Genomic DNA, 15217 nt, shown 5'->3' on the forward strand with positions numbered 1-15217 from the left:
GATTTTCGGCCAGGATCGAAGCGGGCAGCTCCTCGCCGGGCGGCAGTTCACGCAGCGTTTGCAGCTGAACCACCATCGATTCGTGGGTGACTCCGCCGACGTCGAAGCGTTGCACGACGGCATCGAGCGCCTTCACCGTGCTGTCGTCGCGCGATTCGGGCTCGACCTCCATCGCGGACGGCAGCAGGTCCATCACGCCGTCGGCGCCCATCTCGGCGAGTTTGGGACGGATAGCGTCGGAGATCTGGCCGGCCAGCGAGTCGAGCACTTTGATTCGGGCTTCGTCGTCGGAGAGGCTGGGGTGCTGCAGCTTTTCGAGATTGACCAGCAACTCCCCCGCGATGCAGTGCGTGATCCAGTACGCCTCGGCGTAGTCGAGTTCCCAGCTGACGCGCGGGTCTTGGCCCGTGAACGCGATACCGCCGTCGGGGCGGCGGTCGATATGCGCGCCGAACAAGCGAAAGCCGTGGTCGTCGGCTGGCGAATTGGCAAGCAGCACAGGGGCATCCTGGGTGGTGAAGTCCAGCGCTATCGTCTGCTTGCCCGGTTCGGTCAGCCGGGGTTCGAGCTGGTCGTGAATCGTCAACCGCCCGAACAGCGGGATCTCGTTGTAGGCGATCTCGCACGACTCGTCGGCGCGCGGACCGTCAGGGATCGTGATCGTCGCGGGTGGCAATGACACCAGCGGGATGCAGGTCACCGAATCGATAGCGATCCTCGAATCGAAGATCACCAGGTCGATCGCGAAATGCCTTAGCGGATCGTGGAATTCACTGTCCGCTTGCTCCTGCCACAGCCGCTGTTGTGCATCGAAGACGAACCAGACCCGGTCCAGCGTCAGATCCAGGGTGGCCGTTGCGGAGTAGCCGGGGCCATCGACGGACTCGGTGTACTTGTCACCGCCGAACATCTCGACGGTCTGATCCTGGACGCGTTCGCGATGGATCTCGATGATCGTGTCGGGGCGCTGCATGCCGATCCTGTACCCACAACCCGCACTCTTAGAACAGACCGGTCAACCCTCAAGCTCGGTAGCTTGGTCGCGACGGCTGATCACTCGGCCAACCAGCGGGAGTAGGGATGGAACCTCAACGTACGGCCGTGGCAGCTTTCATGGCTGTCAACTTCGCTTTCCTGGCCTTCGTGCTCATCGCGGTCGATTGGGCGGCCGCGAGCGGCCGGCTCAGGCGCAATCGGTGGGTGGGGATCCGCATTCGGTCGACGATGCGCAGTGATCAGGCGTGGGTGGCCGGTCACCGTGCCGCGCTGCGCCTGATGCCGCTGCACTTACTGACTGGCATCGCACTGTTGGTGGCCGTCCTGTGCGCACCGACGGTAGGCAGTGTCCACTTCGTCGGAATCGGCGGCGCGGCCGTTTTCGTCCTGGTCGCCGTGTTCACCGCGGTCATCGCCGGCCGGGCCGCGAAAGCGGTGAACGACCAGCACGATCGATAGTCCAGCAGACACCCGACCAATTGTCCGGTCGGATACATTGCGGGAATTCCCGCGTGCGCCGCCTCATGGTTTTTGCCAGGCAACGGCAGACGCATGTCAATTTGTCAGCGCATCAAGTAGGTGTAGTAGTTACCGATCGCTTCAAGCGCCTTGGGTGAAAGTTCGGGATACCGTTTGTGCATCTCGGATTCTACGTAGTCGCCCGCCTCATTTAACGAAAGACGATTCCAGTCAGGCTCAACCTGCATTGCTTCCTTGAGAATTAGACGCACCTGCTCATGCGCATGCGCGCTCGCTGCTCCGTAGAACGAGTTGAACGCCTCATCATTTTTTCCGGGGTAGCGCTGTAGGTAGAGCGCAACCGCATCACTCAGATCAAAATTGCCATCCGCCGTCATGATCGCCGATAACCTCACTTACCTCTCTCGAAAATAGTGGTCGACTGTCCGGTATCAGGGTCGATCTGGACGATGCGCGTTACATCCGGATTTTCCATAAGGCGAGGTATCTCGACAGTCTGCCATACGTTTCCCGGCCGCAGGCTTGAGCCAACAATGGCTGTGACTTCGCCTCGCGCGTTCTCCGCATATGCGGCCGAAGCGTCCTCCCAGAATTGCACCGACACTGGATCGTGGCGATTCCAGACCGGCAGCGGATCAACTCCCCTATCCGCGAGAGTCATCTCTAGCGTTGTGCCTCCCGAGCCGTGTGCAATGAGCTCTGCTATCCCTGAATCGTCAGGACCTACACCAAGCCCCTCGGCGTTTCTACCGGACCAGTAATAGGCACTATTCGGGTCGGTTGACGTGATGCCTTGCAACTGCTCGTACGACGGCAAACTTCCTGGCAAGTAGTGACCGTCGCTGTCCATGGCATATGGGTCACCGCTGTGATGCGCGTCTGGGACTGAATGGTCAGCAGGAACCTCAACGTGACCATCACCTGTACCTAGCGGTGGATGGCTGGCCGTCACCGGGGGTTCGTGCGGGCCGAGTAGCGGGTGATCGCCGGGCGCCGGGCCTATCGGCGGATGACCGCCGGGCGCGGGAGCCTCCGAGGGCATGTGACCTGAAGGTATCGGAGCCTCGACAGGTGCCGACGGATGCGGACCACCGTGCGGTGGTGCGTCCGGCGTACTTAGCGGCGAGTGAAGACCGGGCAGAGCTTGCTCGAGTGGAGTCGACGGCGGGTGGACGCCAGGCAGGTCGTGCGCAACACCCGCGGCGGCGTCCAGCTCAGACAATTCGCCCACGCCCGCTCCTTCGGGACCGAACATCATCCCGGGCAGCGTGACAGCAGCGTCGGCGGTTTTCCCGCCTGCGTAATAAGCCGGGTTGTCAACGAAACTTTTGAATTCGTGGGTGAGGTCGTTGATTGGTGCGACCGGTCCTTGTAGGAGGAAGTCCTCGGCCCTTCCCGCGAGACCTTTCGCCATCCCGCCCCAGGAATCGCCCAGTGCACTGAGTCCGTTTTGCCCCGTCAGGTCGTGAATACCCTGCTCGAAGCCAAACCAATGGTCGGCGAATCCGTCGCCGAATCCAGGTGGTGGCGGCCGCGGCGGGGCGGGCGGGATGTAGTTGGGCATCCCGTTGTCCAACCACTGCTGAGTGCGGGCCACGGCGTCATTCAGTCGTGACTCGATCTGGTCCGGCGGCACACCCTCGCTGATCATGGATCGGCGCGCCAACGCCTTGAAGGTCTCGACGTCGGCGGGATTGAGCCGAGGCGCCGGCGCGCCACGAACACCGGGTTTCCCAAGTTGGCTCAGCAGATCAGGCAGGCTGTCTGGTGGCGGCTTGCCGCCGGGTTCAGCGGGCTCGCCCCGCCCAAGCATCATGTCTTCCAGCGACGGTGGCTTGCCGCCCCCGGCACCGGCCGGAACGGGCGGGCCTTGCGGCGGTTCACCGCCGGGCTCCGCCGAGGCCGGACCAGCCGGTAACAGCATGTCCTGCCACGACTTTGGCTGACCTGCGGCCGGGGCCTTCGGTGCGCCCGGAGCCGGTGGAGCGGCGCCCGGTTGATACCCGGTGGCGCCCAGCGGGACGTCGCCCACGCTGCCGCGAACCGCGGTGGCGAGTTCGTGGTCGGCGTTGTGGGCGTGCAGTTTGCAGGTGTCGAGCTGTCCCTGCAAAAGCTGTTGCTCTGCTGCAAGAGTCAGTCGATCGAGCCCAATCATGGTGTCGCTCGGATCGATTCGCCAGTCAGAGGTGATCGTCCAGCCGTAACCCTCTGCGGCTCGCTCGATTCCATCAAGTTCGGATTTGACCGATCGCACATCCGCTTCGGCGCGCGATACCGCCGCCGCTACCTGCCTGGATTCCTGACCGTCTGCTTCGATGTCACGGCGCGTCTTGCCCACGTCGGCGCGAAAGGCATCGCCGGCTTCCCCTTGCCAGTCGCTGAGGGTGTTGTGGACCTGTTGCAGGCTGTCCCCCAGCCGCTGCAAGGTCGCCGCACGATTGGTGGCGGTCTGAAACACGCCGTGGATCGCATCGGCGTCCCAGTGCTTGACGTCGGCCGGAGTCAGCGCCCCCACGCGTTACCCTCACTCCCCTAGCGACTGGACCGCCTGGGCCGACTCGTCTTCGTTGCTGACGTAGCGGGTCATCGCGTCGGCCAGATGCGACCCCAACCCGCCCACCTGCAGTTTGTGGCGGCTGTGCCGCGCTTCCCACCGAGCCGCCAGCTCGCCCAGCGCCTGGCGCGAGGATCCAATCCAGCCGGAGGCCGCATCGGCCAGTCCATCCTCGTGGTTGGCGAAGCTCAGGGCGGCCTCGCCGACCGAATCGAGCATCTCGTTGCTGCCGTTATGCAGTGCGACCGGGTCGACGTTCACGTTGTCGGCCACCACGATCCCTCCTGTTCAGCGGTCCTGCGGGCTGAAGCATAGCCGGAACCGAGGGAGTGCGCCCTTCACCTTTCTTGCCGTCACGACGAGCCGTCAGGCCCCCGCGAGCACAGCACGAATCAGGGTCGCAGTATTACAGTTGGCGCACCCGGCCGGACGGCGAGGAGGGAGCCACCGTGGTGAGCACCGAGGACCTGGTGCTGGGCTTCGCCAACACCCACGGTCACCTCGGTAGGCTGCCGGAACACTTCGCCGATCGCGCGGGACTGCGCGACTGGTTGAGCCGGCAACAGCAGGTGGACTCCGCGGTGCTCGTCGTAACGGCCGCCGATGTCGTCGAAGCCCGCGAGATCCGCGACGCTTTGGTCACGGTGATGGTCAGCCACGCCGACGCCGGTGCGGCGAGCGCCGAAGAGCTGCGGGTCGCCGAACAGGCCCTGCAGCGGGCAGCCCAACGTTATCCGTTGCAGGCCAACATCACTCGTGAAGGCGCGGGGCTGACTTCGGCGCAGCCGGGACTTGCCGGCGTGATCGGCTCGGTGTTGGCGTCGGTGGTCGAACTGGCGCAGTCCGGACAATGGAACCGATTCAAGGCGTGCCGCAACTGCCATCACAGTTTCGTCGATCAAAGCCGCAACGCCTCGGCGACGTTCTGCCGCACAAGCTGCAAATCCCAAGCCGGTATGCGGGCGTATCGCAGCCGCCAGCGTGGCAGCACTGAGCAGTAAGCCTGAAAGCACCGTATTTCGCGTCGCCATGGCGAATAATTCGTGGACTCCATCCCAGCGAAGGGAGCGGCGTGGCTACCGCGATGCACGACAAGACGGTGTTCACCCCGGTGAAGCGCCGGACGTGGCGCGCAGGAGTGGCGACGACGGCGCTGGCGGGCGCATTGTCGGTCGCGATGACGGTTCCGCACGCCAGCGCCGATAGTTCGTACCAGCCTGCGCTCGACCAGCTTCTCGACGCTATGCAGCAGGCGGCGACCTACGACGCGGCACTGCCATTTGCGACGCCCGACAGCGACGCCATGCTGTTGACCGGTCTGCAGAACACGAACTACGAATTGCTATCTGCCGGGCTGTCCAGGGTCACTGAGCTTTTCAACGGGGTCTTCTTCCAGTCACCCGAAGCCGTGGCCGGTGATGCCGCTGATTCCCGTCAATACTTCCAGTTCTTCACCCCGGACATCTACTACCACGCGACCGCTGGGTTGGCTCCCGGTGCGACCTACGAGCTCACTGGCACCCTCGGCAAAGGAACCGAAGCTCTCGCCATCGCGACCGAAGCGATCACCGGTTCAACGGCCGTGAGCAAGGAGAGTCTGGAACTCGATCACGGCCTGGTGGTCAATCCGGATGGCACGTTCACCGTCGACATCGGCCCCACAGAGCCAAGCGGCGCAGTCAATTTCATCAACGACACGGATGCGACCACCAATGGCGATGCCTCGCTACTGATTCGAGACGTGCTGGGCGACTGGGCCCAGGGCCCGGGCAACATCAGCATTCACTGTGTCTCGGACTGCCCCGCGTTCTTCGCCATACCGAGCACGGGAATCTTTCCCAGCGATGGCGGGTCAGCGGCCGAAATCGGCACCCTGGCAGGAACCTCCACAACTCAAGTCACCTCCGTTGACTCGCTGTTGACCACGTTGTTCACCGCCTTCAGCAACATCGTCGGACCCTTCAACCAAGAAAACATGAACTTGGCCCAAGTTGCCGGCATCGAGCTGCCACCCAATACGATGAGCTCGCTGGCCCCCGAAACAAGCGTGTTTGCAACAGGACTGCCCAGCGCGGACGTCTCGGGCGGTAACTTCGACCTGAATCCCGACCAAGCGCTGATCGTGCAGGTACCGGACGTACCGTCCGGCTACAGCGGGATCGAGCTGATGAATGTCTTCGGCGCGGCACTGCCGTACACCCTGGCGCAGACCACCTTGAACAACACCACGGCCTTCGCCGATCCCGACGGATACACCTACTACGTGGTCAGTGCGACCAACCCGGGGGTGGCGAATTGGCTTGACAGTAATGGGGTTAGCAGCGGCGAGATCTTCGCCCGATTCGAAAACCTCCCCGACGGCACGGACCCCACGGGCCTACCGGTGACCACTGAGGTGGTGCCGGTGGCCGATGTCGCCAGCTATCTGCCCTCGGACACACCCACCGTCAGCCCCGCAGAATATGCCGCCGACATGTCACAGCGCGTCTTGTCCTACGACTACGCCTTGGACCTGTCCCGCGAGAACGCCCAACCTGATTGGGTACTCCAGGAATTGATACTTCATGGGCTGCAGGGCGTGATGGGCGCCGACAACTTCGACGCGGTATTCGGCAGCGACCCCTCGACTCCCCTCGAGCTGAGGCTCACCCCGGCCTTATCGCCTGACTGGACCACCGTCGACCACGACTTGCTCACCAATCCGGTGGGCAGCCTGGAGGCGATTTTCAACAATCTGCCCTTGGCGGACAGCGACATCACCTTGCCCACCGAATTGGCGCTGGGCCAGACCGTGCTGTCGCTGCTGCTACCCCAGCAGCTCGGATCCCTGTTCAACGACACAGTTCTCGACCCGAACACCGGGATCATCGCCGGTTTCCTCAATGCCCGCGATGATCTGGCGACCGCGGTGTTGACCGCCAACAATGACTTCCCCACCGAGCTTGGCAGTGCGGCAACAGCGGAGTGGGCGAACATGTCCGAGTTGGTCCAGTCGACCGGGAGCACGCTGCTGGCTGAGCTCGGGACGCTGCTCAACCCGTAACCCGTTCAGGGGCGGCGAAGAGCGGCAATCGTGACGTCGTCGTGGGTGTCGCCCCACTAGGCGTGTTTATTCAAACTGTGATGTGGGAATTACACGGATGTGATTAACCGTTATACCCAGCGAAGCAGCTCCGCCCCTGGAACCGAAAGGGACCACCCACATGAACACGATCCTCTACTTCAGCCCTGAAGGTCTCGTCTATGAAACGCGCGCCTACAGCAACGCCGATATCGTCGGGCTTGTGCACGACTACGGCCTAGAGAGTTTGACCAGCGACGATCGGCAGTTCGACTTCTGGTTCACTCCAACGACGCGTCGCTGCCGCCGCAAGCTCAACCGCAGCGCGACGGAAATGCTGCTGGCAACGACGCGGTTCACCGCAAAAACAGTGCCACTTCTTTATGGCGCAGTTGTGGTCGCCACCCACGACTCCGTTGGCGATCTTGATGGGCTCAGCTGGCAACAATTGGCTCTCTTGTCTCAGCGCAGCAACACCCTGACGCGACGCGACGACCGGGCACTCAACCGACGGATCAAGCGTGAAGCACGACGTCTCGAAAATTATGCCTCCGCCAACGTCGTGACCGGGCGCTACGTTGAGCAGCGCATCGTCACCGGGCTTTGACCGGTCGGGTGCGTAACGGACCACAGCTGCGAATCGGGTTTGTACCGTGAGCCTATGGATCTCGCCCGTGGTTCCGTCAATCGCCGCCAGTTGCTTCGGCTAGCGGGCGGCGTTGCGCTGGCATCGACAGTTGGCGCGTGTTCCAGCGTTGCGACATCGATGACAACCCCACGCCTGACCAGCGCCACGTCGGCGATGCTGCTGTGCCGCGACGCCTGGGGCGCACGGCCCGCTCGCGCCGGCGGCAAACGCCACACCATCACCCGGATGACTCTGCACCACGAGGCAGTGGTCCTCGGCGACAACCGAAATGCCCCTGAACGCTTACGCAAAGACCAGCGCTATCACCAAGACCAGCACGGATGGATCGACATCGCGTATCACGTCGGCGTCGACCGCAATGGCAACCTCTACGAACTGCGCAGCACCGAGATTGCCGGTGACACCGCGACGGACTACGACACGACCGGTCATTTCCTTGTCCTCTGCGAGGGAGACTTCGACCAGGAGGCCGTGTCGGAGGCGCAACTTCACGGAACCGCTCTCGCATTCGCCTGGGCCGCTCAGAACTTCGGCATCGCGAGCACTACCTTGGCGGGTCACCGCGACTTCGCCCAGACCTCATGCCCGGGGGCGAACCTCTACGCCCACCTGTCCTCAGGTGACCTCAAGCGCCGCATCGACGGTCTGCTTGCCTCCGGTGGAGTGAATCTCCAGCGCTTCTGCGGACCCGACGCCACCGCACGAGTGGCAGCCATCGAGGCGGGCCACTAGAACAGCGCCATTAGATCCGCCCAAAAGTCGGCGCTGTCCGCTGCGAGTGCACTGGATTCGGTAAAAAGCCTGATTGAAGCATGTGCGTGGGTCAATAAGGGCTCTCCCTACAGCCGGGATGGGCCCAATGGGCTTCGAAGACGAGGTCGGGCCGATAATGTCTTGTTGTCGTTAACCGACTGATGGAGGCGATATGAGCTACCGGACGATCGTGGTCGGCACGGACGGCTCGGAGTCGTCATTGCGGGCAGTCGACCGCGCAGCGGCGATCGCGGCGCAAGAGCAGGCGAAGCTGGTCATCGCGAGCGCGCATCTCGACACTTCGGAAAAGGGCGGTTGGTCGCGCGCGCCCTCCCCCGACCGTTTGATCGACGGCAGGGCCGCCGACAGCCTCGGGGGCGAGAGTTACCGGATGCACGGGAGCGCGTCCGTGTACGCGATCCTTCAGGACGCCCGCGAACGAGCGAAGGCCGCCGGCGCCCATGACATCGAAGAGCAGGCGATTGTCGGCGCGCCGGTCCACGCGTTGCTGCATCTCGCCGAAGAGGTCAAGGCGGACCTGCTCGTCGTCGGCAACTTGGGAGTGGGCACGGTCGCCGGCCGTCTGTTGGGCTCGGTGCCCGACACGGTTGCCCGCAAAGCCAAAGTCGACATCCTCATCGTTCACACCGTCGGATAGCTGCACGCGGCAGCGCCTCCAAGCGGGAAGCCGCGAAAGGTGCTGGCGGCCTGAATATTCGGCGTCAGATCATGCCGACGCCGTCAGGTCAAAGCGCCGCCCCTATCAGCGCGAGTGGCAATATTCCCAGGTCGGCAGCGAGCGGGATACCAATCGCGTCGACGGGGTTTCCGGCCGCAAGTTCAGTGGTGAAGACGTTGTAGTCGATCTCGGGAAGGGTGATGAACAACGCCTCGGCTACGTCGAAAGGCGGGAAGCCGGTGTGGGGCGGAAAGGTGTCGAAAAGATCCTGCAAGGTCGTGGGAACGATGGAGAGAACCGACAATTGGGTGCCCGGGACGACATTCTCCAGTGCCGTGGCGAGTTGGTCGGCCCAGGATGGCAACGAATACACATAGTTGTTCGGATCGGTCAAATCCTTGACGGCATCGGTGATCCCCTGCTGCAGCCCGTTGACTAAAGCTTGCGGGACCTGTTCGAGGACACTGGAATCCGGCAGGAATCCCAACGGTGTGGCCACGTCAGCATCGCCCTGACTGAAGCCACCCAAATAGTTGTCGTCAACATTGCCGTAGCCCAGGTTCACCAGCACCGACAAGTCCGGGTTCAGCAGATCGGCCAGCGGGTTGCCGATGAACGGAATCAGTTGCAGTGGCTCCAGCAGCGGCAGCGTGGTGACGGGAATCTCGTAGTAGTTGGTCAAGGTGTCTGCCGACGATGTCGGTAGCTGAATCGCGTCCCCGATCTGCTCGGCCGTGAGGCCCGGATACGTGACGTGCTCGAAAACGATGCCCAGCACGGCGTTGATATCGGAAAGGAAGTTGGCCGGATACTGCGGGAAGTCAGCAAAGCCGTCGTATTCGTGTGTGTAAACGTCAGTCGGGTAGAGATCAGACGCTTCCGGCCCGCTGAAGGTAAGGCCCAAGCTCGGGATGCTCGGCTGCGTGCCGTCGGGCAAGTCGAAGCGTTCCAGTATGCCCCCGTTGGGGGCACTTTCATCACCGACCAACACAAAATGCACGTCGTCACTGGGCACACCCTGGCTCGCAAGCTCCGGCTGCACCCGCGACGCGATCACCGCGCTCTGCGACCAACCGGAGACCACGACGGGGTTAGCGGCGTCTACATCGCCGGTGGCGATTTGGTTCAGGATGGCGGCGTCCAGGATCTGTTGCCCCTGGGCCTCGGACTGGTCGAACGTCTCGGTGAAGGGACCGAGAAAGGGATAGAGCGCCTCGGGTGTGGTCAGGACTTGCGTGGTGCCGGTGAAGTCGCGCGGCGCCAGGTACTCCGCGACGACGGCATCCGCGTAGGTCTGACCAGGCGTCTCCAGGCCACTGCCGCCAATGATGAGCGCCGTGCCATCCCCGAGCGGGGAGTCCGCGGTGTCGCCGCTGGTGAGCCGCACCGCGCGCATCTGCACGCCGGGTGACGGCGGGACCATCTGTGGCGCCCCGATCAGGCCGACGCCTACCAGGGCCACACCGAGGGTGCGGTGCAGACGAAGCATCAGGGGCCTCTCCCTTGAGGTGCCCAGCCGGCTGCTAGTGCACCGAGCAACGGTGAGCAGAATTACAGCACGGCAGCCAACCATGGCGAAGCGCGATCGCCGAAAAGCTCAGCCCCGCGTACCAGCTACCAATTGCTCGGCGCGTAATCCTTGACGAAGCAGCCGTACAGATCTTCGCCGGATTCCCCGCGGACGATTGGGTCGTACACGCGAGCGGCGCCGTCGACCAGGTCGAGCGGGGCATGGAAACCCTCGTCGGCGAGCCGAAGCTTGGTCGGATGCGGACGCTCGTCGGTGATCCAGCCAGTATCGACAGCGGTCATCAGGATGCCGTCCTGCTGCAGCATCTCTGCGGCGCTGGTGCGGGTGAGCATGTTCAGTGCGGCCTTCGCCATGTTGGTGTGCGGATGCCCCGGCCCCTTGTATGCGCGGCTGAACTGCCCCTCCATCGCGGACACATTCACCACGTATTTGCGACGAGAGGGTGAAGCGGCCATCGCCGGGCGCAGCCGACTCACCAGAATGAATGGCGCGGTCTGATTGCACAGCTGAACCTCGAGCAGTTCCATCGCGTCGACCTCGTGCACGCGTTGGGTCCAACTGTTGATGGGTGCGGTATCGGGCAGCAGGCCACCTGCGTCTATGGCGGTGCCCGCGGCGATCCGGTCCGGAGACGCGCTTCGGGCCGCGAGGGCCAGTTCGGTTACGGCGTGCGGACTTTGGTGCTCGGCGAGGCTTCCGGCGAGTGCCGCGGGATGAGCGTCGCTGACGCGGTCGAACGTGACCACGTCAACAAGTTCCGGCGCCGGGGTCCGCTCCGCCTCGACGAGCGCAGCGTATGAGCCGGGGGCTCGGCGCACCGTCTGGGCGGCGTTGTTGATCAGAATGTCCAGCGAACCCTGTGCGGCCACGGAGTCCGCAAGCGCGACGACCTGAGCGGGGTCGCGAAGGTCGATGCCGACGATGCGTAGCCGGTGCAGCCAGTCGGTGCTGTCGGGCATCGCGGCGAAGCGGCGCACGGCATCGTTCGGAAAGCGGGTGGTGATCGTCGTGTGGGCGCCATCGCGGAGCAGTCGTAGCGCGATATACATGCCGATTTTGGCGCGGCCACCGGTGAGTAGGGCGCTCCTACCGGTGAGGTCGGTGCGGGCGTCGCGCTTGGCGCGGTTGAGCGCGGCACACTCCGGGCACAGTTGGTGATAGAAGGCGTCGACCACCGTGTAGCGGTTCTTGCACATGTAGCAGGCACGTGACCGGAGCAAGGTGCCTGCGCTGGCGCCCACCGCAGTCGACACCAATGGCAGGCCCGCGGTTTCGTCGTCGATGCGGCCGGGCGCACCGGTGGCGGTGGCCGCAGTGACGGCGTGATCTGCCGCTGCCACCGCGTCGCGCTTGGCGTGGCGGCGAGCTTTCTTCACGGCCTTGAAGATGCCCGCGGTGGCCCGACGCACCGCCACGGCATCGGGATGCTCCGGCGGCAAAGATTCGATGTCGGCCAGCACCATGAGGCACGTGTTGAGCTTGTCTGGGTCGATCGCGTTCACCGTCGAAGAGTACGGGCTTATTCAGGTCCGGGTGGCAACGCGGTGCCTGCGGGCGAGACCCAGGATCCCGGCCGCCACAAAGGGCACCGGGGAAAGCGTGGCGATCAGCGCGCTTTTGGCACCAACCAGCGGCTTGCTGCGCAGCCCGGTAACAAAGTCGGCCCCATCGCTCGTGAGTCCAACCGTCGCCCACCGTTGCAATTCACCTTCTTCGCCGCGCACCCAGGCCGCGCAGGCGCCCGAGCCGAGAACCACATCCCGGATCCCAATGGTCCGCATGAGGAGTGTTTCGGTCCCGGATCCGGGCGAGAAGATCCGGCTCGGCGCCAGGATCATCGTCGCTCCCACGGCGACGCGGGCCGCCGCGACCATTGCCAGAATCGAGGTCGATGCCTGGGCCTTCTCGCGCACCACGCGTTCGACCCTACTCACGTTGTATCGGTCAGAGTCGCGGATGCGTGGATGTGGCCCCCGGAGGCGGCGCAAACAAAATTGGGAGAAACTCCCCATGTCGTGAGCCCGCCCGCGGTGCAAAGTTCGGCGCACCGACGGCGCACGCCGGTCCGGCGATGAGCGAACTCTCCGACGTTGCCGATTACAACCAAGATGCCTGCGCACAACGCGCACAGGCAAGTTTCTCGAACGATGGCTGGCACGGCGTTTCACCCAACGGGTACACCATCATGGCCGACCGTGGGCCGTTGAGCGGAGTGACCGTGTGCATGTACCAGTCACTTTCGCAATCAGTGCCGGTCATCGTTGTCGCGGGCGGTGACGGCAACGCAGCCTCCGATGAAGCCGCGGCGCTGAAATCGCAGATGTTGTGAAGGCGGCCGCGCCTACCGGTTTTTGGACATGTAGAGCAGGATTTCGGCGGTGTAACCCCAGAGCCGGGCGCCGCCGTCGAGGAACGTGGCGGGCCCGGACCAGTCGTTGCACTGGTACTGGTGCCAACGATCTGGATTGTCCAGATCGCGCAGTGCCACGGTGAGTACCCGGTGTGTTTCTGCGGGGTTGACCGGATAGACGGGGCCGGGTTGACGCCAGCGGGCGACGACCCCGGTGACATCGAAGCCCGAGACGCCGATATGAAGGCGGGGAAGGGTGACCAGCGGGTCGACGCTGCTTGGGTCGAGGCCAATTTCTTCGGCCGCTTCCCGCAGGGCTGTGCCAGCGGGATTGCGGTCGGTGGGCTCCCGGGAGCCACCAGGGAATGCGATCTCACCTGGATGGTGCCGGAGTGCAGAACTGCGTTGCAGCAGAACCACTTCGGGACCGTCACTGGTGTCTTTGAGAAGTACGAGGACGGCCGCCTGCCGGTCAGCGATATGTGTCGCAACAGGGTCGTTGGTGTTGAGTTCGCCCGGTGGGGCGGTGCTGAGCGCGGTAACGAGCCGAACAAGTCGGCCGGAAATACTGGCGGCCTCATTCTTTGGTCCGGCTGCGGCCAGCCAGTCGTCCACCGTGTACGTCGGCGCGGCGGTCGGATCGGAATCTGGCACAGATCAGTTCACCACGCTGGCCGCTGGTTGTGCCGGCGGTCGGCGTCCGCGGGAATAGCATGACATGTCACGTGTTGCACAGGCTTGAAGCCGACAAGACTGGAGTGAACCACATGACAAGGATTGCGCAGTTCGCCGAATACGGTGGCCCCGACGACGTGCTACAGGTGATCGACGCGCCGGCGCCGACAGCCGGACCAGGGCAGGTTCGAGTTGTCGTACGGGCTGCGGGAGTCAATCCCATCGACGCGAAGACGGTCGAGGGTTTTATGCGTGACGTGATACCGCTGACCCTTCCCGCGGGAGTGGGCTCGGACGTGTCCGGCGTGGTCGACCAGGTGGGTCCCGGAGTCAGCGAATTCGCTGTGGGTGATGAAGTTCTGGGCAGCGCGGTCACGCCATCATTCGCGGAATACGCACTCGCCGAGCCAGCGAGCCTGATCCGCAAAACCCACGATATTCCTTGGGAGATAGCAGGATCGCTCGCGGGAGCCGGCGGGACGGCATACGCGGTGCTGAAGAAGCTTCACCTCAAAGCCGGCGAGACGCTTCTCATCCACGGGGCAGCCGGCGGGGTAGGCACCTTCGCCGTCCAACTCGCTGCCGCACGCGGTGTCACGGTCATCGGAACCGCCAGCGAGCGCAATCATGACCATCTACGGTCGATCGGCGCGATACCCGTTACCTATGGTGATGGACTGCTCGAACGGGTCCGCTCCGTCGCTCCGCAGGGCGTCGATGCGGTCCTCGACGCCTCGGGTCGCGGCGAGATTCCCGTGTCGATCGAGCTGACCGGGACACCGGAACGGGTGCTCACGCTGGTCGCCTTCGACGCCGCCGACACCGGCATCCAGGTTCATGTTGACGGTGGGGGCGGCGATCTCGGCGATGGTCTTGGTGAAATCGTCGGACTCGTCGAGCAACGACGGCTCACGGTGTCGATCTCGCGAACCTTTTCCCTCGCCGAGATTGCTTCGGCACTCAAGACCAGCGGCGCAGGGCACGTGACGGGCAAGATTGTTGTACTGCCCTAATCGAGACCCGGAACTCCACTAGGTGGCACAGAGAATTCAAGGTCGTGAATCACCATGAAGAGAAAGACGATCCGCCCATCAACGACGTGGATGACTTCGCGGCCCGTGACAGTCCGTCCGTTATACGGCGGGCTCTGGATCCACGCATAGGTGGCCCAACCGTGATGGGTGTCGATGTCGCCGTCAAGTTCGAAGGTGAAGTCCCCCAGCAACTTCTGCAACATCCCGATGTGCTTGTGGAGTCCGAGCCGCCCGAGGCCCAACGGTAGCCCCGTCGGCTCGATGACCTCAATCTCTTCGCCGTAGACATCGTTGATCTCGCTGAGTCTGAGATCCTCGTCCTTCACCGACCAGAGCGCCAGGTGTCTTGATACGACCGCGATCATGTCGTCACGCTCGCTCACTGGCACACCATCCTCCCGCGTCGAGGCGAGCTTAGACCCCTGACGTTGATGGGTCCGGAAGCCCTAGAGCCG

Annotated in this window: 17 protein-coding genes; 8 read left to right on the forward strand and 9 right to left on the reverse strand. The window is 63.7% G+C overall.

What is annotated here, in order from left to right; translation table 11 throughout:
* The coding region (locus WAN02_RS20575) for a hypothetical protein (RefSeq protein ID WP_422266071.1) at nucleotides 1–973 on the reverse strand (973 nt) is incomplete at its 3' end.
* A 140-nt stretch (nucleotides 974–1113) separates the two neighbouring features.
* Between WAN02_RS20575 and WAN02_RS20580 the strand changes: the two genes are divergently transcribed.
* A complete protein-coding gene (locus WAN02_RS20580; RefSeq protein WP_422266072.1) occupies nucleotides 1114–1455 on the forward strand; it encodes an SdpI family protein in 342 nt (113 codons plus the stop codon).
* A 104-nt stretch (nucleotides 1456–1559) separates the two neighbouring features.
* On the opposite strand, the gene WAN02_RS20585 is transcribed toward WAN02_RS20580, so the two are convergent.
* From WAN02_RS20585 to WAN02_RS20595, 3 genes are read right to left on the reverse strand one after another with little or no spacing between them, the layout of a single operon-like run.
* Nucleotides 1560–1853: a hypothetical protein gene (locus WAN02_RS20585; protein WP_422266073.1), complete on the reverse strand. Its 294-nt coding sequence runs from the start codon at nucleotides 1851–1853 to the stop codon at nucleotides 1560–1562.
* Nucleotides 1854–1867: 14 nt separating this feature from the next.
* Nucleotides 1868–3991, reverse strand: coding sequence for a hypothetical protein (locus tag WAN02_RS20590; RefSeq protein ID WP_422266074.1), 2124 nt, complete (start codon nucleotides 3989–3991; stop codon nucleotides 1868–1870).
* Nucleotides 3992–4000: 9 nt separating this feature from the next.
* On the reverse strand, nucleotides 4001–4306 hold the full coding sequence (locus WAN02_RS20595; RefSeq protein WP_422266075.1) for an RNA 2'-phosphotransferase: 306 nt from the start codon (nucleotides 4304–4306) through the stop codon (nucleotides 4001–4003).
* A gap of 176 nt (nucleotides 4307–4482) precedes the next feature.
* Between WAN02_RS20595 and WAN02_RS20600 the strand changes: the two genes are divergently transcribed.
* The 5 genes from WAN02_RS20600 (at nucleotide 4483) to WAN02_RS20620 (ending at nucleotide 9151) form a co-directional block, all read left to right on the forward strand.
* Nucleotides 4483–5031, forward strand: coding sequence for a CGNR zinc finger domain-containing protein (locus WAN02_RS20600; protein WP_422266076.1), 549 nt, complete (start codon nucleotides 4483–4485; stop codon nucleotides 5029–5031).
* A gap of 71 nt (nucleotides 5032–5102) precedes the next feature.
* Complete coding sequence (locus WAN02_RS20605; RefSeq protein WP_422266077.1) at nucleotides 5103–7073, forward strand: hypothetical protein; 1971 nt, start codon at nucleotides 5103–5105, stop codon at nucleotides 7071–7073.
* 160 nt (nucleotides 7074–7233) lie between these two features.
* Nucleotides 7234–7698: a hypothetical protein gene (locus tag WAN02_RS20610; RefSeq protein ID WP_422266078.1), complete on the forward strand. Its 465-nt coding sequence runs from the start codon at nucleotides 7234–7236 to the stop codon at nucleotides 7696–7698.
* Between the two features lie 159 nt (nucleotides 7699–7857).
* Entirely contained in the window at nucleotides 7858–8472 is a 615-nt protein-coding gene (locus WAN02_RS20615; protein ID WP_422266079.1) for a peptidoglycan recognition family protein, read from the forward strand.
* A 193-nt stretch (nucleotides 8473–8665) separates the two neighbouring features.
* Nucleotides 8666–9151 (forward strand): universal stress protein, encoded by a 486-nt coding sequence (locus tag WAN02_RS20620; RefSeq protein ID WP_422266080.1) that lies wholly within the window; start codon nucleotides 8666–8668, stop codon nucleotides 9149–9151.
* An 88-nt stretch (nucleotides 9152–9239) separates the two neighbouring features.
* Here WAN02_RS20620 and WAN02_RS20625 read toward each other — a convergent pair whose 3' ends face one another.
* The 3 genes from WAN02_RS20625 to WAN02_RS20635 all read right to left on the reverse strand — a co-directional run bounded on the left by WAN02_RS20625 (nucleotide 9240) and on the right by WAN02_RS20635 (nucleotide 12619).
* Complete coding sequence (locus WAN02_RS20625; RefSeq protein WP_422266081.1) at nucleotides 9240–10661, reverse strand: PE-PPE domain-containing protein; 1422 nt, start codon at nucleotides 10659–10661, stop codon at nucleotides 9240–9242.
* A gap of 125 nt (nucleotides 10662–10786) precedes the next feature.
* Nucleotides 10787–12205, reverse strand: a complete 1419-nt coding sequence (locus tag WAN02_RS20630) for an SDR family NAD(P)-dependent oxidoreductase (RefSeq protein ID WP_422266082.1) — start codon at nucleotides 12203–12205, stop codon at nucleotides 10787–10789.
* A gap of 21 nt (nucleotides 12206–12226) precedes the next feature.
* Entirely contained in the window at nucleotides 12227–12619 is a 393-nt protein-coding gene (locus WAN02_RS20635) for a hypothetical protein (RefSeq protein ID WP_422266083.1), read from the reverse strand.
* 155 nt (nucleotides 12620–12774) lie between these two features.
* Between WAN02_RS20635 and WAN02_RS20640 the strand changes: the two genes are divergently transcribed.
* Nucleotides 12775–13032, forward strand: coding sequence for a hypothetical protein (locus WAN02_RS20640; RefSeq protein WP_422266084.1), 258 nt, complete (start codon nucleotides 12775–12777; stop codon nucleotides 13030–13032).
* A 12-nt stretch (nucleotides 13033–13044) separates the two neighbouring features.
* Here the strand turns inward: WAN02_RS20640 and WAN02_RS20645 are convergent, their stop codons facing one another.
* Complete coding sequence (locus tag WAN02_RS20645) at nucleotides 13045–13707, reverse strand: NUDIX hydrolase (protein ID WP_422266085.1); 663 nt, start codon at nucleotides 13705–13707, stop codon at nucleotides 13045–13047.
* A 113-nt stretch (nucleotides 13708–13820) separates the two neighbouring features.
* Here WAN02_RS20645 and WAN02_RS20650 point away from each other — a divergent pair, with 113 nt between their 5' ends.
* Nucleotides 13821–14741: an NADP-dependent oxidoreductase gene (locus tag WAN02_RS20650; protein WP_422266086.1), complete on the forward strand. Its 921-nt coding sequence runs from the start codon at nucleotides 13821–13823 to the stop codon at nucleotides 14739–14741.
* Here the strand turns inward: WAN02_RS20650 and WAN02_RS20655 are convergent.
* Nucleotides 14738–15145, reverse strand: a complete 408-nt coding sequence (locus tag WAN02_RS20655) for a hypothetical protein (protein WP_422266087.1) — start codon at nucleotides 15143–15145, stop codon at nucleotides 14738–14740. The two genes, WAN02_RS20650 and WAN02_RS20655, sit on opposite strands and share 4 nt — an antisense overlap.
* Nucleotides 15146–15217: the final 72 nt, after the last annotated feature.

It is taken from the genome of Mycobacterium sp., from assembly GCF_049281135.1.
Classification (GTDB): domain Bacteria; phylum Actinomycetota; class Actinomycetes; order Mycobacteriales; family Mycobacteriaceae; genus Mycobacterium.